Genomic DNA, 23,841 nt, shown 5'->3' with positions numbered 1-23,841 from the left:
GGGCCGGCTCGTCCATGTAACCCGGTTACTTCGCCTATATGTAGCGCAAACCGTTGTTCATCCAAAGTAAAATGGCGAAGAGCTGGCATGCGCCGGCCGGCTCCGCATACCCGGGCAGCCATGCCCCATAGTCTGAGGGCATTAATCTCATAGCGGCGGAAGGCTTTTTTCCCGGAACATAGCCCCTATTTAGGACGGACTGCCCGCCGGGAACCAGTTAAACGGCCTAACGTTCTCTCCCCCTGACCGGAGATGCCCGTGACGAAACCTGTAGCCGCCGAGTACGCGCCATCCGCCCCGTCACTTTTCTCCGATTCAGGCACCCTCGCCCAGAAATTGGTGGAGGCCTATCTCGCCGTCCGCGGCGAGACCGAGCGGCGCTGCGCCCCTCTGAGCCCCGAGGACCAGCTTATCCAGTCGATGCCGGATGCCAGCCCGGCCAAATGGCACCGCGCCCACACCACCTGGTTCTTCGAACAATTCTTGCTCGGCGAGCATTGCGAGGGTTACCAGCCCTTCCACCCTGATTACGCGTTTCTATTCAATTCCTATTATGTCAGCGCCGGCCCGCGGCACGCCCGTCACGCGCGCGGCCATTTGACCCGCCCGAGCGCCGATGAGGTCACCGCCTATCGCCGGCATGTCGATGCCGCCGTGGTGAAGTTCTTCCAGGGCGCCGGCGAGGAGCGCCTCGCCAAATTGGTCCCGCTGGTCGAGACCGGCCTCAACCACGAGCAGCAGCACCAGGAACTGATGCTGACCGACATCCTGCACGCCTTTGCCCAGAACCCGATCCCGCCGGCCTATAATCCGTCCTGGCGCTTCCCGGCATCGGATCGCGGTGGCGATGAGTGGATCACCCTCAACGAGGGTATCCACACCGTCGGACATGCCGACGACAGCTTCCACTTCGACAATGAGAAGCCCGCGCACCGCGCCCTTGTCGGCCCGGTCAGGCTCGCCCGCAACCTCGTCACCAATGCCGAATGGCTCGCCTTCATGAAGGACGGCGGCTACGGCACGGCGACGCTCTGGCTGATGGACGGCTTTGCGGCGGCGACCAATGAGGGCTGGCAGGCGCCCGGCCATTGGCGGCAGGTTGGCGGCGAGTGGAAGATCATGACGCTCGGTGGTCTGCAGCCGGTCGACCCCGCAGCTCCGGTGTGCCACGTCAGTTATTACGAGGCGGACGCGTTTGCGCGCTGGGCCGGCCGCCATCTGCCGACCGAAATGGAATGGGAAGTCGCCGCCCGCGCCGGCCAGCTCAACGATGCCTTCGGCATCGTCTGGCAGTGGACCCGCAGTTCTTATTCGCCCTACCCCGGCTACCGCGCCATCGAGGGCGCGCTCGGGGAATATAACGGCAAGTTCATGGTCAACCAGTTGGTGCTGCGCGGCTCCTCGCTTGCAACTCCTGCCGGCCATAGCCGTATCACCTACCGTAACTTCTTCTATCCCTTCCATCGCTGGCAGTTCACGGGGTTGCGCCTCGCCGACTACACCTGATGTTTCCGACCATAAAAGCGCGCCGGAAAGCGCGTTCAGGAGAGTACCATGAATGTGCACGCCGCCGCTTTGGCCCAAACGCAATTTGATGAGCAAACCTCCGCCTTCGCCGGCGACGTGATCGAGAACCTGTCGAAATTTCCAAAACGCCTGTCGCCGAAATATTTTTACGACGTGGCCGGCTCCGAGCTGTTCGAGCAGATCACGGTGCTGCCGGAGTATTATCCGACGCGTACCGAGCTCGGCATTCTGCGCAGCCGCGGCGACGAGATCGCCGCCATCATTCCGAAGGGCGCTGCGCTGGTGGAATTCGGCGCCGGCGCCACCACCAAGGTTCGCCTGTTGCTCGAGCGCTGTAAGTTCAGCGCCTACGTCCCGGTCGACATTTCCGGCGACTTCCTGAGCGCGCAGGCCGGCGGCTTGCGCAAGGATTTCCCCGATCTCGGCGTCTATCCGGTCGCCGCCGATTTCACCGCGCCGTTCAGCTTGCCCGCCGAGATCGAAGGGACGCCCAAGGTCGGCTTCTTTCCCGGGTCGACGCTCGGCAATTTCGAGCCGCATGAAGCGCGCGCCTTCCTGCGCAGCGCGCGCGACATCCTGGGCAAGGATGCGCAGATGATCATCGGCGTCGATCTCGAGAAGAACGAGCGCGTGCTGTATGACGCCTATAACGACGCGGCCGGCGTCACCGCGAAATTCAATCTCAACGTCCTGGTTCGCATCAACCGCGAGCTCGGTGGCAACTTCGACGTTTCCGCCTTCATGCACCGCTCGGTCTACAATCGCGAGCGGCACCGCATCGAGATGCACCTGATTGCCAAAAAGGCGCAGACCGTGCGGATCCTGGGACGGAATTTTTCATTCCGCCCCGGCGAGAGCATCCACACCGAGTCGAGCTACAAATACAGCTTCGAGCGGTTCACCGCGTTGGCACGCGAGTCGGGCTGGTCGGTGCGGGAATCCTGGACCGACCGTGAGCAGATGTTCTCGGTCCACGCGCTGATGGCGTCGGACTGAGGTGCCGCCGCTCACTCTACCGTTCACGTCTTGCAGAACGATCGCCGGCGATCGGGTCGCATCCGGCGCGTGGGTGCGATCCGCGGCGCGACCGATATCCAGTCGTCGGACAAGCGGTCCGCGCCGAGGAGCCAGGCGTGAATGATCCGCCACTTGTCCTGCCCGCGCGACTGGAAGTCGAGCAGCGATGATCCGGTGTCCTGCAGTTCGTGGTAGAATTTCAGCGAGTCTTTTCCAGTGGGCCCGTCCGGCTCGATCGCTTGCGTCAAAATCCAGCGGTCCCACTCCTGGATGATGCGTACTCTTGCTTCACTCTGTTTCATAGGCGCGTATTCCCGGCCACGGCACCCCCGTGGGCACTGAGTTGATCGCGCTGGTCAAGGTTTGTTGGTAAAGGTGCCTACGCCGCCGCGCGTCCCCGCACCTTTGCCGGAACGCACTATAACCAAACTTCTTAACAAGTGTTCATCTTTATAGCCCCGCCCGCAAAAGGGTCCATCTACGCTCTCGTTTGCCCTCCGAAAGGTCCAATTTTTGACGCGGACTCAGCCGTATCTTTTCAGGCAGCATGGGGCGAGTTCGTTTCAAGGGATGTCAGTCATGGGGAATGCGTATCCAGCGTCGAGCAGCCACGGGCCATGTGCCGGATCGCGGTCTCATAACGATACGGACAGCGACTGGGATGATGGTGCGGACACCGAGCGGATGGCGCTCATCGAGGAAAATGCACGGCTTCGGGCACTCGTCGTCCAGCTCTCAACGCTCGTGCTCAGAAACGTCGTCGATCAGCCCAACGCGTCGCCACCGATGCCGATGATGCGGCCAAGGCTCGACTAACCAACGCCAGACTGAAGAGACTGGATTGAAGCGGCTATTTGGCGTGGCCGGGTCGCAGCGATATCGTTTCCCATGCCGCGACGATGATCATGATCGCAGTGGTCAGGATCGACAGTATCAGCGGCGACATCTCGCTGGCGAACCATGCGAGCACGCAGAGCGCGATAATACCAATCCCGTGCGAGAGTTGGAGGAAACCGGGAAAGCTGTGCTTGAACAGCATGGTCCCGAACAGGAACAGCAAGGGACCGCCGATCGCGCTCGTCACCGTCTTCAGATCGGAATGGCCGCCCGGGTGCTTCAGCACCAGTTCGTCCGCCACCGCCGCGACGACGATGCCCGCCACGATCGGCATATGCAGGTAGGTATAGGCAAGCCGCGCCAGCCTGCCCGGCTCGCTGGATTTTGAAAGCTCCTCGGAGCCGGCCTCGGCGCCGATATGGAAATAGATCCACCACATCGCGATGCTGCCGACCAAAGCCGAGACGAACGCCGGAACGTTTTCGCTGGTCCAGGTGAGTTCGGCAAAGGTCGCACCGGTCACGACGATGGATTCGCCGAGCGCGATGATGATGAACAGTGCGCAGCGCTCGGCCATGTGGCCGCCTTCGATCATCCAGTCCGCGACCGAGGACGCCCCGAAGCGGGGAATCCAGAACCGCACCGCCGGCGAGATATATTCGATGACGAGCGCGATGGCCCATAGCACCAATCGCGACTGGCCTTCGGCGATGCCGCCGGTGATCCAGAAGATGGCCGACGTCGAAAGCCAGGCCGCGATCCGGATGGCGTTCATCCTGGTCCGCGGGCGCGAGGCCGGCGTCGACAGCCACAGGAAGATCGTCTTGCCGACCTGCATCGTCGCATAGGCAAGGGCGAACCAGAGGCCGCGCTCGTCAAACGCCTTCGGGATCGACGTTGACAGCACCAGCCCGCCCAGCATCATCGCAAACAGCAGCAGCCGGACCGGGGTCTTTTCCGGATCGAGCCAGTTGGTGATCCAAGAGGTGAAAACCCAGACCCACCAAACGGCGAGAAACAGCAGCGTGACCTGCAGCGCGCCGAGCAGCGTGAAATGCGCCAGCAGCGTGTGCGATATCTGGGTAATCGCGAAGACGAAGACGAGGTCGAAAAACAGCTCCGCGTAGGTGACGCGGCTGTGCTGATGCGGCACGATCACGCGAAACATCGCGCCGTGTGGATTATCCGTCATCGGTGCCCCCGCCTCGCCGGATCGGGGACTAACCTCCCGGCACTCCGGTCTGCAATGCGAGTGCGTGCAGCACGCCGCCCATCTGGCCCTTGAGCGACTGATAGACGATCTGGTGCTGCTGCACGCGCGACTTGCCGCGGAAGGATTCCGAGATCACGGTCGCGGCGTAGTGGTCGCCGTCGCCTGCGAGATCGCGGATCGTCACCTCGGCATCAGGGATCGCTGCCTTGATCATCGATTCGATATCGTGGGCGTCCATCGGCATTCCAGCATGTCTCCGTCAGGTGCTTCGAATCACGGCCGGCTCGCGCGGCTGTGACAGCCAAACCTAGCGCGTACGCTCTTCTAGGTCACGCCTGGCGCCACTATATTCCGCCCCGACCGCTTTGACACCGCGACATCCCGCCCGCCCGATCACGTCGGGCTGACCAAAAAAGAGGCCCAGAATCATGAAATTGCCCGGCCCCGACCATCCGATCACGATCACGGCAAACCCGCGGCGCATCAGGGTCTCGGTCGACGGCGTCGTCGTCGCCGACACCACCCATGCCCTGACGCTGAAGGAAGCCAGCTATCCGGCAGTGCAATATCTGCCGCGCGAGGACGCCAATATGGCGCTCTTGGCCCGCACCGAGCGGACCACGCACTGCCCCTACAAGGGGGACGCCAACTATTTCAGCATCAATGCCAATGGCCGGCGCATCGAAAATTCGATCTGGACCTATGAGACGCCCTTCCCGGCCATGGCCGAGATCGCCGGGCACCTGGCGTTCTACCCGGACAAGGTGACGATCGAGGAAGTGGCGTCGTAAGCCCGATGTCATTCCGGGATGGCGCGAAGTGCCAGACCTCAGGTGCGCAGTTGCGCACCGGGGAATCTCGAGATTCTCAGGGGCGCAAGTGCGCCCCATAGTTCGATGCTTCGCATCGCCCGGAATGACAGCAGGAGCTACGCTCTGAATATCGTGAGCCCGAGGATCAGGAGCACCAGGAAGATCACGACGAAGACATAGAACAGGAAGCGGGCGATGTCGGCGGAAGCCGCCGAAATGCCGGTAAAGCCTAGAATGCCGGCGACGATCGACACCAGAAAGAAGATCAGCGCCCATTTGAGAATTGTCATTGCCTGCTCCGCAGCCTCTCTACAGCCATGCCCAATGGCGACCCATCAAGAACGGCGGGTTGCGCCGCCGGTTCCGAAGCGACGAACATGCGAATTAGCTGGCACGAATCGGCCTTGCTGAATCAAGGTTCCCAGCGGCAACATTTGACCAGACAGCCCGGCCGGGAGGCCCGTATGACATCGATTTCCACCGTGGGGCATGCCGACGTCAGCGCCGTGCCCACAGCCAAAACGCGAAACCTTTCGCTCGATCGCGCCCGCACCTTCCTGACACTGGTGGTGCTGCTCCACCACGCCGTCATTCCCTATACCTATTTCGGCCATACCGACGCGAAGTCCTTCTTCGGCTTCGATATGATCGTGCTCGCCACCGACAGTTTCTTCATGGCGATGTTCTTCTTCCTGTCGGGGCTGTTCGCCTGGTCAGGTATCGCACGGAAGGGCGCGCTGAGCTATCTGGCGGACCGCCTGCTTCGGCTTGGCCTGCCTTTCGTGATCTGCGCCTTCACGGTCATTCCGCTCGCCTATTATGCCATCTCGCTCCGGCACCATCCCGAGGTGGGCTTTTCGGAATTCTGGTGGAATCTGGTCACGAAGGGCCCGTGGCCGAGCGGGCCGATCTGGTTCCTCTGGGTCCTGCTCGCCTTCGACGTGGTCGCCTGCATCCTGCACCGATTGTCGCCCAACCTGCTCGATCCGATCAATCGCCTTTCGCTGTACGGCCGCCGCCGGCCCGCCGCGTTCTTCGCGGTCATGTTGGCCGTCACCGCCGCGTTCTATGTTCCCGGGCTGATGATTTACGGGCCAAGCAGTTGGTTCGAGTTCGGGCCGTTCTCGGTCCAGCACGGTCGCGTCATGCTCTATGCGAGCTACTTCTTCTTCGGCGCCGGCATCGGGGTTGCGCAAATGGATCGCGGCCTGCTCTCGGCAGACGGCCGGATGGCGAAGGTGAGCTGGGACTGGATGGTGCTGGCGATCGTGCCGTATTGCCTGCTCTGGACGCTGATCTTCATCAAGCGCCAAATATTGGGCAACCCGTCGCCATTGCCGAACTGGTATGAGGGACTCTATGCCGTCTGTTTCGCGGTCTTCAGCGTCGCCATCCTGTTTCTGATCCTGGCCTTTTTCCAGAGGTTCAGGCAATCGGGCACAGCCAGGCTGCTCGATCCGATGCAATCGGACGCCTACGGCATGTTCCTGGTGCATTACCCGATCGCGCTGTGGCTGCAATATTGGCTGTTCGACTATGACCTGCCCGCGATTGTGAAGGCGACCGTCGGCTTCGTGCTGACGGTGGCGTTCAGCTGGGCGCTGACACGGGCGTTGCGACAGATCCCCGGCGCGACGAAGGTGCTGTGACCTCACCCGTCATTCCGGGTCTCGGACCATCCCGGAATGACGGCAAGCTTACGACGCCTTGCCGCTCATATAGGCCGGCAGCCAGTGCTCGAACGCGGTCTTGAGCGTCTCGACCGCGACCTGCCCCTCACCGGCCGCCGTGAGCGCATCGCCGCCCGTGGTGCCGATCCGCGCGCAGGGCACGCCGGCGCCCTTCATCTTGGCGAGCACGAGGCCGGCATCCGCCGCCGGCACGGTGACAATGTAGCGCGCCTGATCCTCGCCGAACCAATAGGCATGCGGCACGATCGAGGCTGGCGCCGCAAGGAGCTGCGCGCCGATGCCACCAGCGATCGCCATCTCGGCGAGCGCGATCAACAGCCCGCCATCGGAAACGTCATGCACCGCGGTCGCAGTGCCGGCGCGGATCATGCCGCGCACCACGTCGCCATTGCGCTTTTCGGCGGCAAGATCGACTGGCGGCGGCGCGCCCTCTTCGCGGCCGCAGATATCGCGCAGATAGACGGATTGTCCGAGCCAGCCGTGGGTGTCGCCGATCAGCAGGATCGCCTCGCCGGCCACCTTGAACGCCAGCGTCGCCGATTTGGTGAAGTCATCGAGCACGCCGACGCCGCCGATCGAGGGCGTCGGCAGGATGCCGCGGCCGTTGGTCTCGTTGTAGAGCGAGACGTTGCCGGAGACGACCGGGAAGTCGAGCGCGCGGCAGGCTTCGCCGATGCCCTTCAGGCAGCCGACGAACTGGCCCATGATCTCGGGCCGTTCCGGATTACCGAAATTGAGATTGTCGGTGATGGCGAGCGGACGGCCGCCGACCGCAGTGATGTTACGCCAGGCCTCCGCCACGGCCTGCTTGCCGCCCTCGAACGGGTCAGCCTCGCAATAGCGCGGCGTCACGTCGACGGTGAGCGCGAGCCCCTTCGGCCCGTCCTCGACGCGCACCACCGCGGCGTCGCCGCCCGGACGCTGCACGGTATTGCCCAAAATGACGTGATCGTATTGTTCCCACACCCAGCGCTTCGAGCACAGCTCGGGCGTTGCGATCAGCTTCTCCAGCGCCGGCATGATTCCGACCGGCGGCTTCACCTCGCGCGCCTGCACCACTGGCAAGGCTGCTGACGGCACATGCGGCCGGTCATACACCGGCGCCTCGTCGCCAAGCTCCTTGATCGGCAGGTCGGCCATGACGTCGCCGCCATGCTTGACCACAAAACGCTTGCTCGGCGTGGTGTAGCCGACGATGGCGAAGTCGAGCCCCCACTTCGTGAAGATCGCCTCGGCCTCTTTCTCCTTCTCGGGCTTGAGCACCATGAGCATGCGCTCCTGGCTTTCCGATAGCATCATCTCATAGGCGCTCATGCCGGTCTCGCGCGTCGGCACATCATCGAGGATCAGATCGACGCCGAGATCGCCCTTGGCGCCCATCTCGACCGCCGAACAGGTCAGGCCCGCCGCACCCATGTCCTGGATCGCGATCACACAGCCCTTTTCCATGATCTCGAGGCAGGCCTCCAGAAGCAGCTTTTCGGCGAAGGGATCGCCGACCTGCACGGTCGGACGCTTCTCCTCGGAATTATCGTCGAACTCGGCCGACGCCATCGAGGCGCCGTGGATGCCGTCGCGCCCCGTTTTCGAGCCGAGATAAACGATCGGCATGTTCACGCCGGAAGCCGCCGCATAGAAGATCTTGTCAGCATCGGCGAGGCCGACCGCCATCGCATTTACTAGGATGTTGCCGTCATAGCGGGTGTGGAAGCGCACCTGGCCGCCGACCGTCGGCACGCCGAAGGAATTGCCATACCCGCCAACGCCGGCGACCACGCCCGACACCAGATGGCGGGTCTTGGGATGCTCCGGCGCGCCGAACGACAGCGCATTGAGGCAGGCAATGGGGCGCGCGCCCATGGTGAAAACGTCACGCAAGATGCCGCCGACGCCGGTGGTCGCGCCCTGATAGGGCTCGATATAGCTCGGGTGGTTGTGGCTCTCCATCTTAAAGACCACCGCCTGCCCGTCGCCGATGTCGATCACGCCGGCGTTCTCGCCCGGGCCCTGGATCACCCAGGGCGCCTTGGTCGGCAGGCCCCGGAGATGGATGCGCGAGGACTTGTACGAGCAGTGCTCGTTCCACATTGCCGAGAAAATCCCGAGCTCGGTGAAGGTCGGCACCCGCCCGATCAGCTTCAGGATGCGCTCATACTCGTCGGGCTTGAGACCATGGCTGGCGACGAGTTCGGGAGTGATCTGGGGCTCGTTCATGGGTGCCTTAATAGGAAGATCGACGGGAGGCGAAAAGGCCTTTTATGGCGCATTTCGGCCCTGTCCAGAGCTTTGCGAGGGGGACCTTGCAGGATCGGCGTTTGCACATCGTTCCCGGATCAGATTTAAGGGCGCAAACATCTGGTTGAAGGGCCTTTTTTCGTGAACGAACTACCCAAAAATGCATTTCAGAACCGCCCCGACCTTCACGTCGAAACCGGGGGTGAGTTTGCGGGTTGGCGGACCTGGACCCGCGACAATTTTGAGACCCATACCGGCCCTTTCTGGCACCGGATGGATGAGAACGGGAAGGTCCGCTGCGCGTTCCGGGTCGAGAAGAAACACCTCAACGGCCAGCGCAACGTCCATGGCGGCTGCTTCATGTCGTTCGCCGATTACAGCCTGTTTGCGATCGCCTCCTCCGTGCTGGAGGGCCCGGGCGTCACGGTTGCGTTCGCCTGCGAGTTTCTTGATGCGGCGCGCGAGGGCGAGCTGATCGAATGCGATGGGGAGATCACCCGCGCCGGCCGCTCGCTGATCTTCCTGCGCGGCGTCCTGAAATCCGGCGAGCGGCCGCTGTTCACCTTCTCCGGCACGATCAAGCGCGTGAAGTGGAAGAAGCCTGCGGACGCTGGCGCCGTTGCCAGCTGACGCGCCACAGCCCCGCCGCACCTGGCGCGACTATCTGCTGCTGCTTGCGCTGGCAGGCTGCTGGAGCTCGACCTATCCGCTGACCAAGATCGGCCTCAGCTCGATCCCGCCGATCACCTTCATCTCGGCGCGCTCGCTGTTGGCGGCCGCTTTCCTGTTCGTGATCCTGCGCGCCCGCGGCCTGCGCATCCCGACCGACGGCAAGGCCTGGAAGCTGTTCGCGCAGCAGCAGACCATCAATTCGACGATCCCGTTCCTCTTGATCACATGGGCGCAGCAATATGTGCCGGCCTCGAACACCGTGGTGCTGGCCTCGACGACGCCGATCTTCGCCTTTCTCATCACCTGGGGCATTACGCGGCACGAGCCGGCAACGCTGCTCAAGCTAGTCGGCGCCATTCTGGGACTGGCCGGCACGGCCGCGATCATCGGCCTCGACGCGCTCGCAACCCTCGATGCCAACATCCTGGCCGAGATCGTCATCCTGCTCGCCACCATCTCGTTTGCCTTTGCCACGATCTACGGCTTGCGGCTGACCGAATACGATCCGATGGTGGTCGCCGCCGGCTCGCTACTGTTCGGCGGGCTGATCCTGCTGCCGCTGGCGCTCATCGTCGATCATCCCTGGACGTTGCGGCCGACGGCCGAAGCGCTGGCCGCCACCGTCGCGATGGGCATCTTCTCCAGTGCCTTCGGGCTGATGCTGTTCTACATGTGCCTGACGCGGCTCGGCACGCTCACCACCAATGCGCAAGGTTACTTGCGGATCCCGATCGGTGTCGGCCTGTCGGTGCTGCTGCTCGGCGAATCCGTGCCGGCCAATCTTGCGCTCGGCCTCGTGCTGGTGATGGCCGGCGTCGCCGCCATGACCATTCCGGCCACGAGCTATCGCAAATGGATCAACCGGCTGCTTTCCCGGTAACCGCGCCACCAACGCCGCCAGCTATTGCAGGCCGACCAGCGTGAGATCGACGAACCAGGATTGCGGCGAGACGAACCCCTTGATCTTAGGGCTCATCGCCCGCGGGTTGAGATCGTGGACGATGAAGAGCCAGGGCGGGTTGTCGACGATGCGCTCATGCGCCTTGCGATAGGCGGCGGAAATCGTCGCGGGATCGGTGGCTTCCGAAATCGTCTGCAGCGCGGCGTCAAATTCGTCGTCCTTCCACTGCTCGAAGTTGAAGCCGTTCGGCGAAAAATTGGCCGACGAGAAATAACGCGCCATGACGCCGGCATCGGAGGAAGGCGAGCTGATATTGAGTACCATGGCGCCCTGCAAGGTGGGGCTGTGGGCGTGGCGCGGGCGGCGGTCAATAGCACCTGCCATTCGATCACGTTGAATTCGACGTTGACGCCGCAGGCCTCCTTGAGATTTTGCTGCAGGAATTCGTTCATCGGCAGCGGCAGCATTTGCCCGAGCCGGAATTCGAGATCATCGCCTTGAACGACAGCGGTTTTGCCGCCGTATAGCCGGCTTCCGCCAGCAGCGCCTTGCCCTTGGCGGCGTCATACTTGTAGCGATTGACCGGGGAGCCGGGGATCGCTGGACTTGAGCCAGCCGACCGAGGGCTCTGCCGTTCCGTTGAGCAGCGAGACCAGCCCTTCCCGATCGATGCAATAGTTCAACGCCTGCCGCACCTTGACGTCTTTGAACGGGCTGTTCGCCGCGCCGATATTATAGAACCACGGCCAGACATGCGGGTAGGAGCCGGTGGTGATGGTGAAGCCGGCCGATTTCAGCGACGCGAGGCCGTCGGGCGGCGGCACCTCGATCCAGTCGACCTGTCCGGAGCGCAGCGCGGCCAGCCGTGAATTTGCCTCGGGGATCGGCATCAGCACGACATTGTCGACCTTGGCTTTTTTATCCGGGTCCCAATAGCCGTCCCAGCGCGCCAGATCCGCCTCCTGCCGCGGCACGACTTTCGTGATGCGGAACGGCCCGGTGCCGGCCGCCGGCAGGGTGGCGACCTTGGCCCATTCCCTACCCGCCTTCTCGAACGAGGCCGGCGAGGTGAACAGCAGATAGACCGCCATATACGGGAAATCCGAGGCCGGTTTGGTCGTGGTGATCGCGACGGTGTCGTCATCGACCTTCCGGTAGGACCCCATGATCGGGACACGCGCCCGCGACATCGCCGAACTCGGCGGCTCGAATTGCGGGCTGTTGTTGTTGAAATAGCGGTCGAGATTCCAGATCACGGCATCGGCATTGAAATCCGTGCCGTCATGGAATTTCACGCCGCGGCGCAGGTGGAAAATCCAGGTCTTGTTGTCGGCCGGGTCCTGCTCCCACTTCTCCGCAAGGCCCGCACGCAAGGTCGCCAACCTGTCGGTTTGCGTCAGGTCCCACAGCACCAATCCTTCGAAGATCGGGTAGCCGAGGAAACGCATGCCCTCAAAGCCGTTGTTGGGCAGCCCCGTCGCCGTCGGGATATCGGACGCCGTCATGGCGATGCGTAGCGTCGCCTCAGCCATCGCTGCGTGTGACGACAGCAGCGCTGCCGCAAGCGCAGTCATGCAGGATGGCTTGCGAATGAGCATGATGCCTCTCCCGTCCAGCGATTGGAAAATCCGCATTGCGGATCAGGAGAAACACCAGCAATTTTCAGGCCAGACGCGGCAGCGGCTCACGCCGACAATTGCTTCTCGGCGATCGAGAGCCACTCGGCCTGTGCGTCGCGCAGATATTTCGGCGCCCGCCGCATCTGCAGCAGCAATTCGTTGAAGACCACCCTCGCCTCGGCGGTGCGCCCCATCATCTGCAGCAGCATGCCGTAGCGCACCCTGGCCTCGGCGCCCGGAAAATAATCAGATAGCGCCTGGTACTCGTCGAGCGCCTCGTCGATGCGCCCGACCTCCACCAGGGCCCGGGCATACAGCAGGTGGCGTTCGGCCGATTCAAAATCGGACCAGTGCTTCTTCAGATCATCCAGTGTCGCGAGCGCGTCGGCCGGACGCGTGAGACCGAATTGCGCCTGCGCCTTGCCCAGCGCGTAGGCCGGCTCTCTCCCCATCGGCAGCGTGAGGACGTGTTCATAATGCCGCTCGGCCTCGTTGAACCGCCCGATCCTAAGGCATTCGGCGGCAATCGCCTCGCGATTGGCGATGGTGTCGCTGCCAGCGAGCCGGTCGGTCAGTTGACGGTAGCGCTTTTCCGGATCGAGCCTCTCTGCCATCCGCCTGCGCGCCTGCTGCGCGCCCGGGCTGCCAAGCCACCCCGGTATCAGTTCGACGACGATATAGGCGAGCGCGCCGACCAGCGGGATCATCAGGATGATGAAGGCCCAGGGCTGCAGGCGCCCGGTCTTCGACGCGTGCCAGATCAGCGTGAGGTCGAGCAACAAGACAACGAGAGCAACGGGCATGGCACATTCCAGGCAAACCGAGTGGACGGTCCTTAGTGGGGTTGATAGCGCGGCAAGTTCATTCGAACAATCTTCAGTTGCGTCATAAATGTGAAACCTATCGGACGGCGATGGCCGTTTTCCGCTCTTTCCGCGGCGAGACCTGCGCTTGCTTCGAGCGCGAAGTTTTTCCATGGAACAGCAACGATCTGTGATTGCGCACGCAGGAACGCATGCGAGCGCATCGTGTTGCGCCGATACGCGAACCACAAAAGGAGCAACCATGAAACTCGCGACATTGGGATTGATGACGGCGCTGGTATTCACAAGCAGCATGGCGCTCGCGCAGTCGGGCGGCGGCGCATCAGGCGGCAGTTCGGGCACCGGCGGCGCGGCAGCAAGCGGTGCGACAGGATCCTCTACCAGCGGAACGACCGCCGGAAGTGGAGCAGGCAATAATGCAACCACCGGCATGAGCAATGACGCCGGCAGCGCCGCGGCCGGACGCAACAGTGCCGTGAACCCATCCGGGAACACCCATATCAACCCGTCGCCGAGCGGCTCGACAATTTCGCCCACCGGCCCCGGCTCAACCACCGGCCGATAGCAAAAAGCCCCGCGATGCGGGGCTTTTTCATTGACGCGATGCCGGAGCGCTACTTCTTCTCTTCCAGCAGCTTCCGGTATTTTTCGACATCGCGCGTCACCAGTTGGCCAAGCACCTCGCTGGCGTGCTCGTTGGCATCGGGCGCGACGGTGGAGAGATCGCGGAAGCGCGTCTTCACCGCCTCGCTCTCGACGGCGCTCTTGGCGGCCGCGTTCAGTTTCGCAACGATCGCCGGCGGCGTGCCCTTTGGCGCGAACAGGCCGTTCCAGCCCTGCGCCTCGAAATCGGGGAGCCCGGCCTCGGCCGACGTCGGCAGGTTGGGCAAGGTTGCAAGCCGCACCGTCGATCCGACGACGAGGCCCCTCACCAGCTTGTCGTCAATCGCCTGCGACACCGAGGCGGCGCTGTCGCAGACGCCGTCGATCTGGCCGCCGATCGCATCCGTCAGCGCCGGCGCGGCACCGCGATAGCCGACGAGTTGGACCTCGATGCCGGCGGCCTGCACAAAACTCTTGCAGATCAGGTAATTCGAGGAGCCGACGCCGGCATGGCCGAGATTGACCTTGCCGGGATTCTTCTTTGCGAACGCGATGAACTCCTGCAGGTCCTTGGCCGGAAAGTCCTTGCGCAGCGCGACGATGCCAAAAGTCTTTGCGACCACCGCGATCGGCACGAAGGATTGTGGCGTGAACGGCAGCTTCGGATAGATCGTATAGGTCGCCGCGCTGGTGCCGGCATTCCCGATGGCGATGGTGTAGCCGTCGGCTTCTGCGCGCGCGGCCCGCGCCAGCGCGGTCGAACCGCCGGCGCCCGCGACGTTCTCGATCACGATCGGCTGTCCGAGCGACTTGCTCATCTCTTCCGCGACCACGCGCGCGATCACGTCGGAGGTGCCGCCGGCCGCGAACGGCACGATCATGGAAATGGGACGCTTCGGATAGTCCTGGGCATGCGCTGTCGTCGCCAGAGACACCGCCGCCAGCGCGACCGTCAATTTACCAATGAATGAATTCACGCTGCTTTTTCCAGATGCGCGGCAAGACCCGCAAACAGGCCACGGCCGTCGGTGCAGCCCATGATGTCTTCAACGTGGTTTTCCGGATGCGGCATCATGCCGAGCACGTTGCCGCGCTCGTTGACGATGCCGGCGATCGATCGTGCCGCGCCGTTGATGTTGGATTCCGCGTCGACGACGCCCTCGGCCGTGCAGTAGCGATAGAGCACGCGCCCCTCGCCTTCCAGCCGCTTCACGGTCTCTTCATCGGCCTCGTAATTACCCTCGCCATGCGCAACCGGCACGCGGATCACCTGGCCGGCATTGTAGCCGCGCGTGAACGGCGTATCCGAGCGCTCGACCCGCAGATGCACGTCCTTGCAGATGAATTTCAGCCGCGCATTGCGCATCAACACGCCCGGCAGCAGCCCCGCTTCGCAGAGGATCTGGAAGCCGTTGCAGACGCCGAGCACGAGCCCGCCGCCATCGGCATATTTGCGCACCGCGTCCATCACTGGCGCCCGCGCGGCAATTGCGCCGCAGCGCAGATAATCGCCATAGGAGAATCCACCAGGCACGACCACGAGATCGGTGCCGTTGGGCAGCTCGGTCTCGGCGTGCCAGACCATTGCCGCCTCCTGACCCGAGACGAGCTTGAGCGCGCGCGCCATGTCGCGCTCGCGGTTGATTCCAGGAAAGACGAGAACGGCGGATTTCATGTGTGCGGTACGTCGCTCAACTCAAGACGCTTCTCGATGCGATCAAGACGACCTTCATGGCGAACCAGAGTTGCGTGCACGCCCGAAATCTCCTGGAGAATGCTGATCTGCGATGTTCGCAGGGCCTGAGTTGCTTGTGTGAGTTCATCAATCTTGCCATCCACCTGTGCAAGCCGGGCCTGGACCGATTTCAACACCTCAAACATCGGCTCCATCGTCACGTCGGCCATCTCTCAGCCCCTAAGCCTTCATCTCGATCGCATAATTCTCGATCACCGTATTCGCCAAGAGTTTATCGGCGGCATCCTTCAATGCCGCTTCCGCCTTGGCCTTGTCGGCGCCTGCCAGTTCAATGTCGAACACCTTGCCCTGACGGACGCTGGCGACGCCATCGACGCCGAGAGATTTCAGCGCGCCTTCGATCGCCTTGCCCTGCGGATCGAGGATGCCGGATTTCAATGTAACGGTAACGCGTGCCTTCACGAGACTTGCCCCTTAGCTCAGCTCTTCACCAGCACCGGGCCGGTGCCGGCCGGGCGCTCGTTCTCCATCAGAATGCCCAGGCGCTTCGCCACCTCGGTATAAGCCTCGAGCAGGCCACCGAGATCCCTGCGGAAACGGTCCTTGTCGAGCTTCTCGTTCGACTTGATGTCCCACAGCCGGCACGAATCTGGCGAGATCTCGTCGGCGACGATGATCCGCATCATCTCGTTTTCAAACAGCCGGCCGCATTCCATCTTGAAATCGACTAGGCGGATGCCGATGCCGAGGAAGAGGCCGGTCAGGAAGTCGTTGACGCGGATGGCGAGCGCCATGATGTCGTCGATTTCCTGCGGCGTCGCCCAGCCGAACGCCGTGATGTGCTCTTCCGACACCATGGGGTCGTTGAGCTGGTCGTTCTTGTAATAGAACTCGATGATCGAGCGCGGCAGCTGCGTGCCCTCCTCGATGCCAAGGCGCTGCGACAGCGAGCCGGCCGCGACGTTGCGCACCACCACCTCCAGCGGCACGATCTCGACTTCGCGAATCAACTGCTCGCGCATGTTGAGGCGGCGGATGAAATGTGTCGGCACCCCGATGTCGTTGAGGTGCTGAAACAGGTACTCCGAAATCCGGTTGTTGAGGACGCCCTTGCCCTCGATCACCTGGTGTTTCTTGGCATTGAACGCGGTCGCATCATCCTTGAAGTGCTGAATCAAGGTTCCGGGCTCCGGGCCTTCATACAGGACCTTGGCCTTGCCTTCATAAATACGGCGTCGACGGCTCATTGGGATGTACCGTGTTTTGTTGAAATCCATGAAATTGGTGTGCTCCGGATGACAAGGGTTTGTGACCACGACGGAGCTGCCGTGAAGGCAAGATCCCGAACCTAAGCGACCGGAAACAGAACAAGAACCTCGCCTACCGGCAACCTATCCGATTGGCCCATCCAGCACAATCGACCCGGCCCGATTGGGCCAACTTATCCCGGTTGCCTGCGGCCTAACGGCCCGTTGTTTTACCGATTCGCCCCCTCTATCTAGGTAGGCGATCGGGCCGCGACAACGCTGGCCCCATTCACCATTTGCGGGGATTGGAACCGAAGAATGACCACTTTCGACAAGCGCGAGGAAGGATTTGAGAAGAAGTTCGCCCTCGACGAGGAGCAGAAGTTCAAGGCCGAGGCGCGCCGGAACAGGCTGCTCGGTCTTTGGGCAGCGGAAAAGCTCGGGCTGACCGGCGATGCCGCAACGGCCTATTCCAAGGAAGTGGTCGCCGCCGATTTCGAGGAAGCCGGCGACAAGGACGTCGAGAACAAGGTGGTGAGGGATTTTACCGCCAAGGGCGTCGCGATCTCGGCGCCGGAAGTGCGCGCCAAGATGGACGAGCTGATGGCGGTGGCGGCCGCCCAGGTAAAGGCGGGGTCTTAGGGCCCTTCAACTGTCATTCCGGGATGGTTAGAAGGACCAGACCTCAGCGGTGCAATTGCACCCCCGGGGATCTCGAGATTCTAAGGTGCGCAAGCGCGCACCTTAGTTCGCTTCGTGCCCCGGAATGACATTGCCATCGCAGGGCGACGGTAACGTCATTCCTCCTTAAACCCATATTCCGGCACGTTGCCACTCGCGCCGTAGTACTTGTACGGCAGGAATTTGCCCGACATCGTGATCTTCACCCGGTCACCCTTCGGATTGGCGACGCGGTCGATCGCCATGTCGAAATCGATCGCCGACATGATGCCGTCGCCGAATTCCTCCTCGATCAGCGCCTTCCAGGCCGGGCCGTTGACCATCACCATTTCGTAGAAGCGGTAGATCAACGGATCGGTCGGCGGCATCGGTGTGCCGGTGCCGCGCATCGGCACCTCGTTGAGCATCGCGGTTTCCGCCTTCGACAGCCCGAACAGTTCGCCGGCATTGGCGGCCTGCGGCTTGGTCAGCTTCATCTGACCCATGATGGCGCCGACGATCAGCACGTCGGAATAGCCGCCGATCTTTTCGCAGATGTGCTTCCAGCTCCAGCCCTTCTCGCGCTTGATGTCGAGCAGCTTCTCGGTGAGGTCTTCGCGTTTCATGGATGGTCTCCTCTATTCGTATGCCCGGGCTTGTCCCGGGCATCCACGTTCTATTGGCTGGCCTAGGAGCAAGACGTGGATGGTCGGGCCAGGCCCGGCCATGACGCCTCAATAGGATCGTCGCCTGTCGATGCCACGATGAGCTCCGGCTTGCCGATCCGCACCAGCGGCACATTGCGTGGATCGTGGTCGGTCACGGTGGCCGCAAAGGTCTTGCTGCGGCTGACCAGAAAATCGACGATGTGGTTGCGCAGCGCGTAGTAAAGTGGATGGCGGTGCAGATCGATGCGGCCGCGGTCCTTGGGCAGTGGGTTCTCGACGATCTCGGCCAGCACTGCGCCGGGCCCATTGGTCATCAGGAAAATCTTGTCGGCGAGATAGATCGCTTCATCGACGTCATGGGTGATCATGAACGCGGTCTGTCCGGTCTCGAGGCAGATACGGCGAACCTCGTCCTGCAGCGTGCCGCGCGTCAGCGCGTCCAGCGCCGAGAACGGCTCGTCCATCAGCATGATCTTTGGTGTGATCGACAGGGCGCGTGCAATGCCGACCCGCTGCTTCATGCCGCCGGACAGTTCCGACGGCCGCTTGTGCTCGGAACCCGACAGCCCGACCAGATCGATAAACGTCTGCGCATGCGCCTTGACCTTGGCGCGGTCCCAGTTGCGCCATTTCGAGCTCACGGCATAGGCAACGTTGCCGAGCACCGTGCGCCACGGCAGCAGCGCATGGCTCTGGAAGATCACGGCGCGGTCGAGGCTGGTACCCTCAATGGCCTGTCCGTCGACGATCACGGCGCCCTCGCTCGGCTCGTCGAGGCCCGCGAGAATGTTAAGCACTGTGGTCTTGCCGCAGCCGGAATGGCCGATCACGCAGCCGAACTCGCCGCGGTTCATCGACAGCCACAGGTTCTCGAACACCGTCGTCTGTTTGCCATCCGCGCCCGGATAACGCCGCGCGATGCCTTCGATGGAAATGAACTTGTCGGTCATGCCTATATCTCGTGTCCCGCGCGCGGTGCGCCACGCAGTGGTGCGCCGCAGATGCGGGACCCACACTGCCGCACTGGGTCCCGGTTCTGCACGGCGGCGCGCTGCGCCGCGGTGCGCTCGGGACACGATTGCATTTGTCGCGTCACCATCGCCTCACTCCGGAAACGTAACCATGTGCGTGAACCGCGCCAGGATCTGATCGAGCAGCATGCCGACGAGGCCGATCATCAGGATGGCGATGATGACGTTGGTGATCGAGAGGTTGTTCCACTCGTTCCAAACGAAGTAGCCGATGCCGGTGCCGCCGACGAGCATTTCGGCCGCGACGATCACGAGCCAGGCGATGCCGATCGAAATCCGCATGCCCGTGAGAATCGTCGGCGCCGCGGCCGGTAGGATCACGGTGAAGGCACGCCTAACGGTGCCGACTTCCAGCGTGCGCGCGACGTTGATCCATTCCTTGCGCACGCTAGCGACGCCGAACGCAGTGTTGAGCAGCATCGGCCAGACCGAACAGATGAAGATGACGAAGATCGCCGAGATCGAAGAATCCTTGATGGTGTAGAGCGCGAGCGGCATCCAGGCGAGCGGCGAGATCGGCTTCAGCACCTGGATGAAGGGATCGAGCGCCTTGCTGATCAGCGGCGACATGCCGATCAAAAAGCCGAGCGGGATCGCGATGAGTACCGCGAGCAGATAGCCGAGACCGACGCGCGCGATGGAATAGCCGAGCTGGATCCCGAGCCCCTTATCGTTCGGCCCCTTGTCGTAGAACGGCTGCTTGAGGTGCTCCCACAATTTCGCGCCGACATCAAGCGGCCCCGGCATCGCCGATTTGCCCTGCGTAGCCGTCAGTCCCATCAGCTTGGCGTATTCCGGTGACATGTTGGTGGCCGCAGCGCTCGGGCGCGTGGCGAGATGCCAGATGCCGAGAAAGGCGGCGAACAGCGCGATCGAGACGACCGCTGCGCGGAAGCGAAGCGAGGCGTTCATGGGATATAGTCCCTCAGCACGTCGTCCCGGCGAACGCCGGGACCCATACGCCGTGGCGCCTCTTTTAGGCAGGATGTTAGAGACCTTCCTTCATTACTAACGCCGCGGAGTATGGGTCCCGGCGTTCGCCGGGACGACAGCGGCAAACGTCGTTGCGCCTCTGCCATCACGACGCCTTCCTGATCTTGAAGCTGGCGAGATAGTCCTCGGGCTTGGCCGGATCGAAATTCTTGCCCATCACCGAAAAGCTCTTGGTCGTCGCCGTCGGCGGCGTCAGCCCGGCTTCCTTCATCAGGCGCGTCGCGTCGGTCGCGAGATAGACCTGCGCGGCGATGCTGGCATAGTCGATGTCGCCCTTGATCTGCCCCCAGCGCTTCATCTGGGTCATGATCCACACCGCAAACGACTGCCACGGGAACGGATCGAAATCGACGCGGTTCGGCTGGTTGACGATGTTGCCGAGCCCGTCGGCGAAGGTGCCGGTCAAAATCTGCTCCAGCACGATCGGCGGCTGGTTCAGATAGTTCGCCGGCGCGATCGCGTTCGCGATCTCCTTGCGGTTCTCGGCCTTGTGCGCATAGGCGGTCGCCTCGATGATCGATTTCAACAGCGCGCCGTAGGTATTGGGCATTGTGGTGACGAATTCCTTCGAAGCGGCGAAGGCGCAGCACGGGTGCCCTTCCCAGATATCCTTGGTCAGGATGTGGATGAAGCCGGCGCCGTCGAATACCGCGCGCTGGTTCATCGGATCGGGCCCGAGGAAGCCGTCGATATTGTCGGCGCGCAAATTGGCGACCATTTCCGGCGGCGGCACCGCGCGGATCTGCACGTCGGCATCGGGATCGAGGCCGTGCTCGGCGAGATAGTAGCGCAAGAGATAATTGTGCATCGAATAGTCGAAGGGCACCGCGAATTTGAAACCCTTCCAGCTCTTCGGATCGCGCTTGTCCTTGTGCTTGATCGACAGCGTGATCGCCTGCCCGTTGATGTTCTCCACCGCCGGCATGGTGAAGGGAATCGGATTGGAGCCGGCGCCCATGGTGATGGCGAGCGGCATCGGCGACAGCATGTGCGCCGCGTCGTATTCCTTGTTGAGCGTCTTGTCGCGGATCACAGCCCAGCCGGCCGTCTTGATGACTTCGACGTTCAAGCCGTTCTTGGCATAGAAGCCCATGGGCGCCGCCATGATGATCGGCGTCGCGCATGTGATCGGGATGAACCCGACCTTGAGGTCCTTCTTCTCCAGCGGCCCGCCTTGCGCAAACGCTTCGGTCGCGGTCTTCAGCGGGAAGAATTGCGACACCGCCGCCAGCGCCGTCGCCGCGCCGACCGATTTCAGGAAGGCGCGCCGCGCGACATCCTGCGGAAACATCGCGCGCATCACGGCGGAGGCGACCACGCCCTCGTAGCGCTTCTGCTCGTTCGCGATAGTGGCCTCGATCTGCAGCTCGGCGGCCTGATGCTCGGCCTCGCTGACATGCCGGCCACACGAGCAGCCCCCGGAATGAAGGCGGCGGTTGGGGTCGAACGGGTTGTCGAACGTAGACATCAGCCCTCCTGCGCATCGTTGCATCCTAATTAAGCAAGGCACATGCCAGCGCCGTTCGGTCGCGAGGGCATTGAGATCGCTAGGATTCTGCGGAGATTGGCGATTACGAAAATTCGTGATAAACGAAAATTCGTAATTTAATTACGAGATTTCGGAGTAGCATTCAGATGGATCTCGCCCTCGGTTCAACCGCCCCGCCGCAGGATGCCGAACTGCGCGCCGCCGCCTTCGAGTGCGCGATCGAGCCGGCGTTGCTGCTCGATCCCCACGCTGACCAGATTCTCGACGCCAACCCGGCCGCCTGCACCCTGCTCGGCTACGACCGCGGTTTGCTGCGGCAGAGCAAGGTCTCGACGCTGCACTCAGGACAACTCCCCGCGCTGATCGTGTTCACGCAAGCGGTGCTCGACAAGGGCGCGTACTGGACCAACGCGCTGACCCCGCGCCACGCCACCGGCCAAAACCTGCGGCTCGAATATGCCGGCGCGCTCGTCCCTGGCGACGGCCGCGCGCTGGTGCTGCTGACCATGAGCGACCTCGATGCCCGCCGCCGCCGCTATGTCGACGCCGCGGCCGAGGACCATATGCGCGGCGGGATCGCGACCTGGCAGCGCGTCGAGCGCGTCTTCCAGGACATCGAACGGGAAAACCAGCTCATCCTGCGCGCCGCCGGCGAAGGCATCTATGGCGTCAACGCGGAAGGCAAGACCACCTTCGTCAATCCCGCGGCCGAACGCATGCTCGGCTGGAGCGCGGAAGAACTGGTCGGCAAGGCCATTCATCCGATCGTGCATCACACCCATCATGACGGGCGGCACTATCCCGACCACGACTGCCCAATTTACGCGGCGTTTCGCGACGGCGCCGTGCACCAGGTCGATGGCGAGGTGTTCTGGCGCAAGGATGGCACGCCGGTCTGGGTCGAATACACCTCGACGCCAATCCGCGACCGCGGCGTCGTCGTCGGCGCGGTCATCGTGTTCCGCGACGTCAGCCAAAGGCGCGAGGCCGACGAGAAGCTGCACGCCGCGCTCACCGAGGTGGACCGCCTGCGCGAGCGGCTGGAACTCGAAAACGCCTATTTGCAGGAAGAAATCCGCATCGAGACCAACCCGCGCGGGATCATCGGCCAGAGCGAGGCGATCCAAAAGACGCTGCGGCAGGTCAAGCTGGTGGCACCGACCACCGCCGCGGTGATGATCACGGGGGAGTCCGGCACCGGCAAGGAACTGATCGCGCGCGCGATCCATGAAGCGAGCAGCCGCCGTGACCGCCCGCTGATCCGCGTCAACTGCGCGGCGATCCCGCGCGAACTGTTCGAGAGCGAATTCTTCGGCCATGTCAGGGGCGCCTTCACCGGCGCGATGCGCGACCGCATCGGGCGCTTCGAACTTGCCGATGGCGGCACGCTGTTTCTCGACGAGGTCGGCGACATCCCGCTGGAGCTGCAGGGCAAGCTGCTCCGCGTGCTGCAGGAGGGCAATTTCGAGCGCGTCGGCGAGGAGCGCACCCGCGCGGTCGACGTGCGCGTGATCGCCGCCACCAACCGCGACCTCAAGCAGGAAGTGCAACGCGGCCGCTTTCGCGAGGATCTCTACTTCCGTCTCAACGTATTCCCGGTGGAGTCAGTGCCACTACGTGAGCGGCGCGAGGACATCCCGCTGCTCGCGCAGCATTTCCTGACCCGCGAGAGCAAGGCTCTGAAATCCGAGCTGCGCTTGTCGGAAGGCGATGCGCGCCGCCTTTCACGCTACGACTGGCCAGGCAACGTCCGCGAATTGCAGAACGTGATCGAGCGCGCGGCGATCCTCGCCCAGAACGGGCGGCTGCGCATCGACCTGCCTGATGTTGAAGGCGCTCCGCTCTCTCTCAGCGCGGCACGGGTGAAAGCAGACAGCCCCGCGGTCATGACTGCATCGGAAATGCGCGCCCACGAGCGCGCCAACATTCTCGCGGCGCTAGCGGCCTGCTCCGGAAAAGTGTTCGGCCCGGGCGGCGCGGCCGAAATGCTCGACATCAAGCCGACCACCCTGGCCTCGCGCATCAAGGCGCTGGAGATTGTGAATGGACGCCGCTCGGTTCCCTTCACTGTATAAAGATTGGCTGGCCTGTCGCGGATCGGCGGCT

Annotated in this window: 26 protein-coding genes; 9 read left to right on the top strand and 17 right to left on the bottom strand. The window is 62.9% G+C overall.

What is annotated here, in order from left to right:
- The first annotated feature begins 252 nt into the window (after positions 1 to 252).
- The gene (gene egtB / locus RX331_RS14020) at positions 253 to 1,506 is read left to right on the top strand and encodes an ergothioneine biosynthesis protein EgtB (RefSeq protein WP_410708197.1); all 1,254 of its coding nucleotides are present in this window, start codon (positions 253 to 255) and stop codon (positions 1,504 to 1,506) included.
- 48 nt (positions 1,507 to 1,554) lie between these two features.
- Positions 1,555 to 2,523: an L-histidine N(alpha)-methyltransferase gene (gene egtD, locus RX331_RS14015; RefSeq protein ID WP_317257111.1), complete on the top strand. Its 969-nt coding sequence runs from the start codon at positions 1,555 to 1,557 to the stop codon at positions 2,521 to 2,523.
- A gap of 23 nt (positions 2,524 to 2,546) precedes the next feature.
- On the opposite strand, the gene RX331_RS14010 is transcribed toward egtD, so the two are convergent.
- Complete coding sequence (locus RX331_RS14010; RefSeq protein ID WP_317257110.1) at positions 2,547 to 2,846, bottom strand: hypothetical protein; 300 nt, start codon at positions 2,844 to 2,846, stop codon at positions 2,547 to 2,549.
- 382 nt (positions 2,847 to 3,228) lie between these two features.
- Here RX331_RS14010 and RX331_RS14005 point away from each other — a divergent pair, with 382 nt between their 5' ends.
- Positions 3,229 to 3,360, top strand: coding sequence for a hypothetical protein (locus tag RX331_RS14005; RefSeq protein WP_317257109.1), 132 nt, complete (start codon positions 3,229 to 3,231; stop codon positions 3,358 to 3,360).
- 34 nt (positions 3,361 to 3,394) lie between these two features.
- Here RX331_RS14005 and RX331_RS14000 read toward each other — a convergent pair whose 3' ends face one another.
- Both RX331_RS14000 and RX331_RS13995 read right to left on the bottom strand, forming a co-directional pair.
- A complete protein-coding gene (locus RX331_RS14000; RefSeq protein ID WP_317257108.1) occupies positions 3,395 to 4,573 on the bottom strand; it encodes a low temperature requirement protein A in 1,179 nt (392 codons plus the stop codon).
- A 28-nt stretch (positions 4,574 to 4,601) separates the two neighbouring features.
- Entirely contained in the window at positions 4,602 to 4,838 is a 237-nt protein-coding gene (locus RX331_RS13995) for a BolA family protein (RefSeq protein WP_074815459.1), read from the bottom strand.
- A gap of 184 nt (positions 4,839 to 5,022) precedes the next feature.
- On the opposite strand from RX331_RS13995, the gene RX331_RS13990 reads away from it, so the two are divergent.
- A complete protein-coding gene (locus tag RX331_RS13990; protein ID WP_317257107.1) occupies positions 5,023 to 5,385 on the top strand; it encodes a DUF427 domain-containing protein in 363 nt (120 codons plus the stop codon).
- Between the two features lie 137 nt (positions 5,386 to 5,522).
- Here RX331_RS13990 and RX331_RS13985 read toward each other — a convergent pair whose 3' ends face one another.
- Positions 5,523 to 5,696, bottom strand: coding sequence for a DUF1328 domain-containing protein (locus tag RX331_RS13985; RefSeq protein WP_283033872.1), 174 nt, complete (start codon positions 5,694 to 5,696; stop codon positions 5,523 to 5,525).
- A gap of 174 nt (positions 5,697 to 5,870) precedes the next feature.
- Between RX331_RS13985 and RX331_RS13980 the strand changes: the two genes are divergently transcribed.
- Complete coding sequence (locus RX331_RS13980; protein ID WP_317257106.1) at positions 5,871 to 7,055, top strand: acyltransferase; 1,185 nt, start codon at positions 5,871 to 5,873, stop codon at positions 7,053 to 7,055.
- A 48-nt stretch (positions 7,056 to 7,103) separates the two neighbouring features.
- On the opposite strand, the gene purL is transcribed toward RX331_RS13980, so the two are convergent.
- Positions 7,104 to 9,311 (bottom strand): phosphoribosylformylglycinamidine synthase subunit PurL, encoded by a 2,208-nt coding sequence (gene purL / locus RX331_RS13975; RefSeq protein WP_317257105.1) that lies wholly within the window; start codon positions 9,309 to 9,311, stop codon positions 7,104 to 7,106.
- Between the two features lie 162 nt (positions 9,312 to 9,473).
- On the opposite strand from purL, the gene RX331_RS13970 reads away from it, so the two are divergent.
- A complete protein-coding gene (locus tag RX331_RS13970; protein ID WP_317257104.1) occupies positions 9,474 to 9,962 on the top strand; it encodes a PaaI family thioesterase in 489 nt (162 codons plus the stop codon).
- Entirely contained in the window at positions 9,952 to 10,884 is a 933-nt protein-coding gene (locus RX331_RS13965; protein WP_410708196.1) for a DMT family transporter, read from the top strand. Before RX331_RS13970 ends, RX331_RS13965 begins: the two co-directional genes overlap by 11 nt.
- A 21-nt stretch (positions 10,885 to 10,905) precedes the next feature.
- On the opposite strand, the gene RX331_RS13960 is transcribed toward RX331_RS13965, so the two are convergent.
- From RX331_RS13960 to purC, 8 genes are all read right to left on the bottom strand, one after another.
- Entirely contained in the window at positions 10,906 to 11,289 is a 384-nt protein-coding gene (locus RX331_RS13960) for a hypothetical protein (protein ID WP_317257103.1), read from the bottom strand.
- A 179-nt stretch (positions 11,290 to 11,468) separates the two neighbouring features.
- The gene (locus tag RX331_RS13955) at positions 11,469 to 12,503 is read right to left on the bottom strand and encodes an ABC transporter substrate-binding protein (RefSeq protein WP_317257102.1); all 1,035 of its coding nucleotides are present in this window, start codon (positions 12,501 to 12,503) and stop codon (positions 11,469 to 11,471) included.
- Between the two features lie 86 nt (positions 12,504 to 12,589).
- Positions 12,590 to 13,885 carry a tetratricopeptide repeat protein gene (locus tag RX331_RS13950; protein WP_317257101.1) on the bottom strand — a complete coding sequence of 432 codons (1,296 nt, stop codon included), beginning with the start codon at positions 13,883 to 13,885 and terminating at the stop codon, positions 12,590 to 12,592.
- 77 nt (positions 13,886 to 13,962) lie between these two features.
- Positions 13,963 to 14,928 (bottom strand): tripartite tricarboxylate transporter substrate-binding protein, encoded by a 966-nt coding sequence (locus tag RX331_RS13945; RefSeq protein WP_317257100.1) that lies wholly within the window; start codon positions 14,926 to 14,928, stop codon positions 13,963 to 13,965.
- Entirely contained in the window at positions 14,925 to 15,626 is a 702-nt protein-coding gene (gene purQ / locus RX331_RS13940) for a phosphoribosylformylglycinamidine synthase subunit PurQ (RefSeq protein ID WP_317257099.1), read from the bottom strand. The genes RX331_RS13945 and purQ overlap by 4 nt, the downstream gene beginning before the upstream one ends.
- Positions 15,623 to 15,856: a hypothetical protein gene (locus RX331_RS13935; protein ID WP_317257098.1), complete on the bottom strand. Its 234-nt coding sequence runs from the start codon at positions 15,854 to 15,856 to the stop codon at positions 15,623 to 15,625. Before RX331_RS13935 ends, purQ begins: the two co-directional genes overlap by 4 nt.
- A gap of 10 nt (positions 15,857 to 15,866) precedes the next feature.
- Positions 15,867 to 16,109, bottom strand: coding sequence for a phosphoribosylformylglycinamidine synthase subunit PurS (gene purS / locus RX331_RS13930; RefSeq protein WP_317257097.1), 243 nt, complete (start codon positions 16,107 to 16,109; stop codon positions 15,867 to 15,869).
- Positions 16,110 to 16,126: 17 nt separating this feature from the next.
- Positions 16,127 to 16,894, bottom strand: coding sequence for a phosphoribosylaminoimidazolesuccinocarboxamide synthase (gene purC / locus RX331_RS13925; RefSeq protein ID WP_171708996.1), 768 nt, complete (start codon positions 16,892 to 16,894; stop codon positions 16,127 to 16,129).
- A gap of 318 nt (positions 16,895 to 17,212) precedes the next feature.
- On the opposite strand from purC, the gene RX331_RS13920 reads away from it, so the two are divergent.
- On the top strand, positions 17,213 to 17,536 hold the full coding sequence (locus tag RX331_RS13920; protein WP_317257096.1) for a DUF1476 domain-containing protein: 324 nt from the start codon (positions 17,213 to 17,215) through the stop codon (positions 17,534 to 17,536).
- A gap of 155 nt (positions 17,537 to 17,691) precedes the next feature.
- Here RX331_RS13920 and cynS read toward each other — a convergent pair whose 3' ends face one another.
- The 4 genes from cynS to RX331_RS13900 form a co-directional block, all read right to left on the bottom strand.
- Entirely contained in the window at positions 17,692 to 18,180 is a 489-nt protein-coding gene (gene cynS, locus RX331_RS13915) for a cyanase (protein ID WP_057843778.1), read from the bottom strand.
- A gap of 62 nt (positions 18,181 to 18,242) precedes the next feature.
- Complete coding sequence (locus RX331_RS13910; RefSeq protein ID WP_317257095.1) at positions 18,243 to 19,172, bottom strand: ABC transporter ATP-binding protein; 930 nt, start codon at positions 19,170 to 19,172, stop codon at positions 18,243 to 18,245.
- A gap of 153 nt (positions 19,173 to 19,325) precedes the next feature.
- Positions 19,326 to 20,165, bottom strand: a complete 840-nt coding sequence (ntrB, locus tag RX331_RS13905; protein WP_317257094.1) for a nitrate ABC transporter permease — start codon at positions 20,163 to 20,165, stop codon at positions 19,326 to 19,328.
- Positions 20,166 to 20,331: 166 nt separating this feature from the next.
- A complete protein-coding gene (locus RX331_RS13900) occupies positions 20,332 to 21,714 on the bottom strand; it encodes a CmpA/NrtA family ABC transporter substrate-binding protein (RefSeq protein ID WP_317257093.1) in 1,383 nt (460 codons plus the stop codon).
- Between the two features lie 167 nt (positions 21,715 to 21,881).
- Here RX331_RS13900 and RX331_RS13895 point away from each other — a divergent pair, with 167 nt between their 5' ends.
- Positions 21,882 to 23,810, top strand: a complete 1,929-nt coding sequence (locus tag RX331_RS13895; RefSeq protein ID WP_317257092.1) for a sigma 54-interacting transcriptional regulator — start codon at positions 21,882 to 21,884, stop codon at positions 23,808 to 23,810.
- The last annotated feature ends 31 nt before the right edge of the window (positions 23,811 to 23,841 follow it).

Source organism: Bradyrhizobium sp. BWA-3-5, from assembly GCF_032917985.1.
Lineage (GTDB): Bacteria > Pseudomonadota > Alphaproteobacteria > Rhizobiales > Xanthobacteraceae > Bradyrhizobium.
The sequence above is the reverse complement of the archived record's forward strand: the minus strand, read 5'-3'. Positions and strand labels throughout refer to the sequence as shown.

What these genes read in the sequence shown, in the direction of transcription:
- RX331_RS14000 (WP_317257108.1), bottom strand. Translation starts at nt 4,573, where the DNA reads ATGACGGATAATCCACACGGCGCGATGTTTCGCGTGATCGTGCCGCAT.
- egtD (WP_317257111.1), top strand. Translation starts at nt 1,555, where the DNA reads ATGAATGTGCACGCCGCCGCTTTGGCCCAAACGCAATTTGATGAGCAA.
- RX331_RS13955 (WP_317257102.1), bottom strand. Translation starts at nt 12,503, where the DNA reads ATGCTCATTCGCAAGCCATCCTGCATGACTGCGCTTGCGGCAGCGCTG.
- RX331_RS13960 (WP_317257103.1), bottom strand. Translation starts at nt 11,289, where the DNA reads ATGGCAGGTGCTATTGACCGCCGCCCGCGCCACGCCCACAGCCCCACC.
- RX331_RS13900 (WP_317257093.1), bottom strand. Translation starts at nt 21,714, where the DNA reads ATGTCTACGTTCGACAACCCGTTCGACCCCAACCGCCGCCTTCATTCC.
- purC (WP_171708996.1), bottom strand. Translation starts at nt 16,894, where the DNA reads ATGAGCCGTCGACGCCGTATTTATGAAGGCAAGGCCAAGGTCCTGTAT.
- purQ (WP_317257099.1), bottom strand. Translation starts at nt 15,626, where the DNA reads ATGAAATCCGCCGTTCTCGTCTTTCCTGGAATCAACCGCGAGCGCGAC.
- RX331_RS13985 (WP_283033872.1), bottom strand. Translation starts at nt 5,696, where the DNA reads ATGACAATTCTCAAATGGGCGCTGATCTTCTTTCTGGTGTCGATCGTC.
- RX331_RS13990 (WP_317257107.1), top strand. Translation starts at nt 5,023, where the DNA reads ATGAAATTGCCCGGCCCCGACCATCCGATCACGATCACGGCAAACCCG.
- cynS (WP_057843778.1), bottom strand. Translation starts at nt 18,180, where the DNA reads ATGAAACGCGAAGACCTCACCGAGAAGCTGCTCGACATCAAGCGCGAG.
- RX331_RS13995 (WP_074815459.1), bottom strand. Translation starts at nt 4,838, where the DNA reads ATGCCGATGGACGCCCACGATATCGAATCGATGATCAAGGCAGCGATC.
- RX331_RS14010 (WP_317257110.1), bottom strand. Translation starts at nt 2,846, where the DNA reads ATGAAACAGAGTGAAGCAAGAGTACGCATCATCCAGGAGTGGGACCGC.
- purL (WP_317257105.1), bottom strand. Translation starts at nt 9,311, where the DNA reads ATGAACGAGCCCCAGATCACTCCCGAACTCGTCGCCAGCCATGGTCTC.
- egtB (WP_410708197.1), top strand. Translation starts at nt 253, where the DNA reads ATGCCCGTGACGAAACCTGTAGCCGCCGAGTACGCGCCATCCGCCCCG.
- RX331_RS13920 (WP_317257096.1), top strand. Translation starts at nt 17,213, where the DNA reads ATGACCACTTTCGACAAGCGCGAGGAAGGATTTGAGAAGAAGTTCGCC.
- RX331_RS13980 (WP_317257106.1), top strand. Translation starts at nt 5,871, where the DNA reads ATGACATCGATTTCCACCGTGGGGCATGCCGACGTCAGCGCCGTGCCC.
- RX331_RS13910 (WP_317257095.1), bottom strand. Translation starts at nt 19,172, where the DNA reads ATGACCGACAAGTTCATTTCCATCGAAGGCATCGCGCGGCGTTATCCG.
- RX331_RS13895 (WP_317257092.1), top strand. Translation starts at nt 21,882, where the DNA reads ATGGATCTCGCCCTCGGTTCAACCGCCCCGCCGCAGGATGCCGAACTG.
- RX331_RS13935 (WP_317257098.1), bottom strand. Translation starts at nt 15,856, where the DNA reads ATGGCCGACGTGACGATGGAGCCGATGTTTGAGGTGTTGAAATCGGTC.
- RX331_RS14005 (WP_317257109.1), top strand. Translation starts at nt 3,229, where the DNA reads ATGGCGCTCATCGAGGAAAATGCACGGCTTCGGGCACTCGTCGTCCAG.
- ntrB (WP_317257094.1), bottom strand. Translation starts at nt 20,165, where the DNA reads ATGAACGCCTCGCTTCGCTTCCGCGCAGCGGTCGTCTCGATCGCGCTG.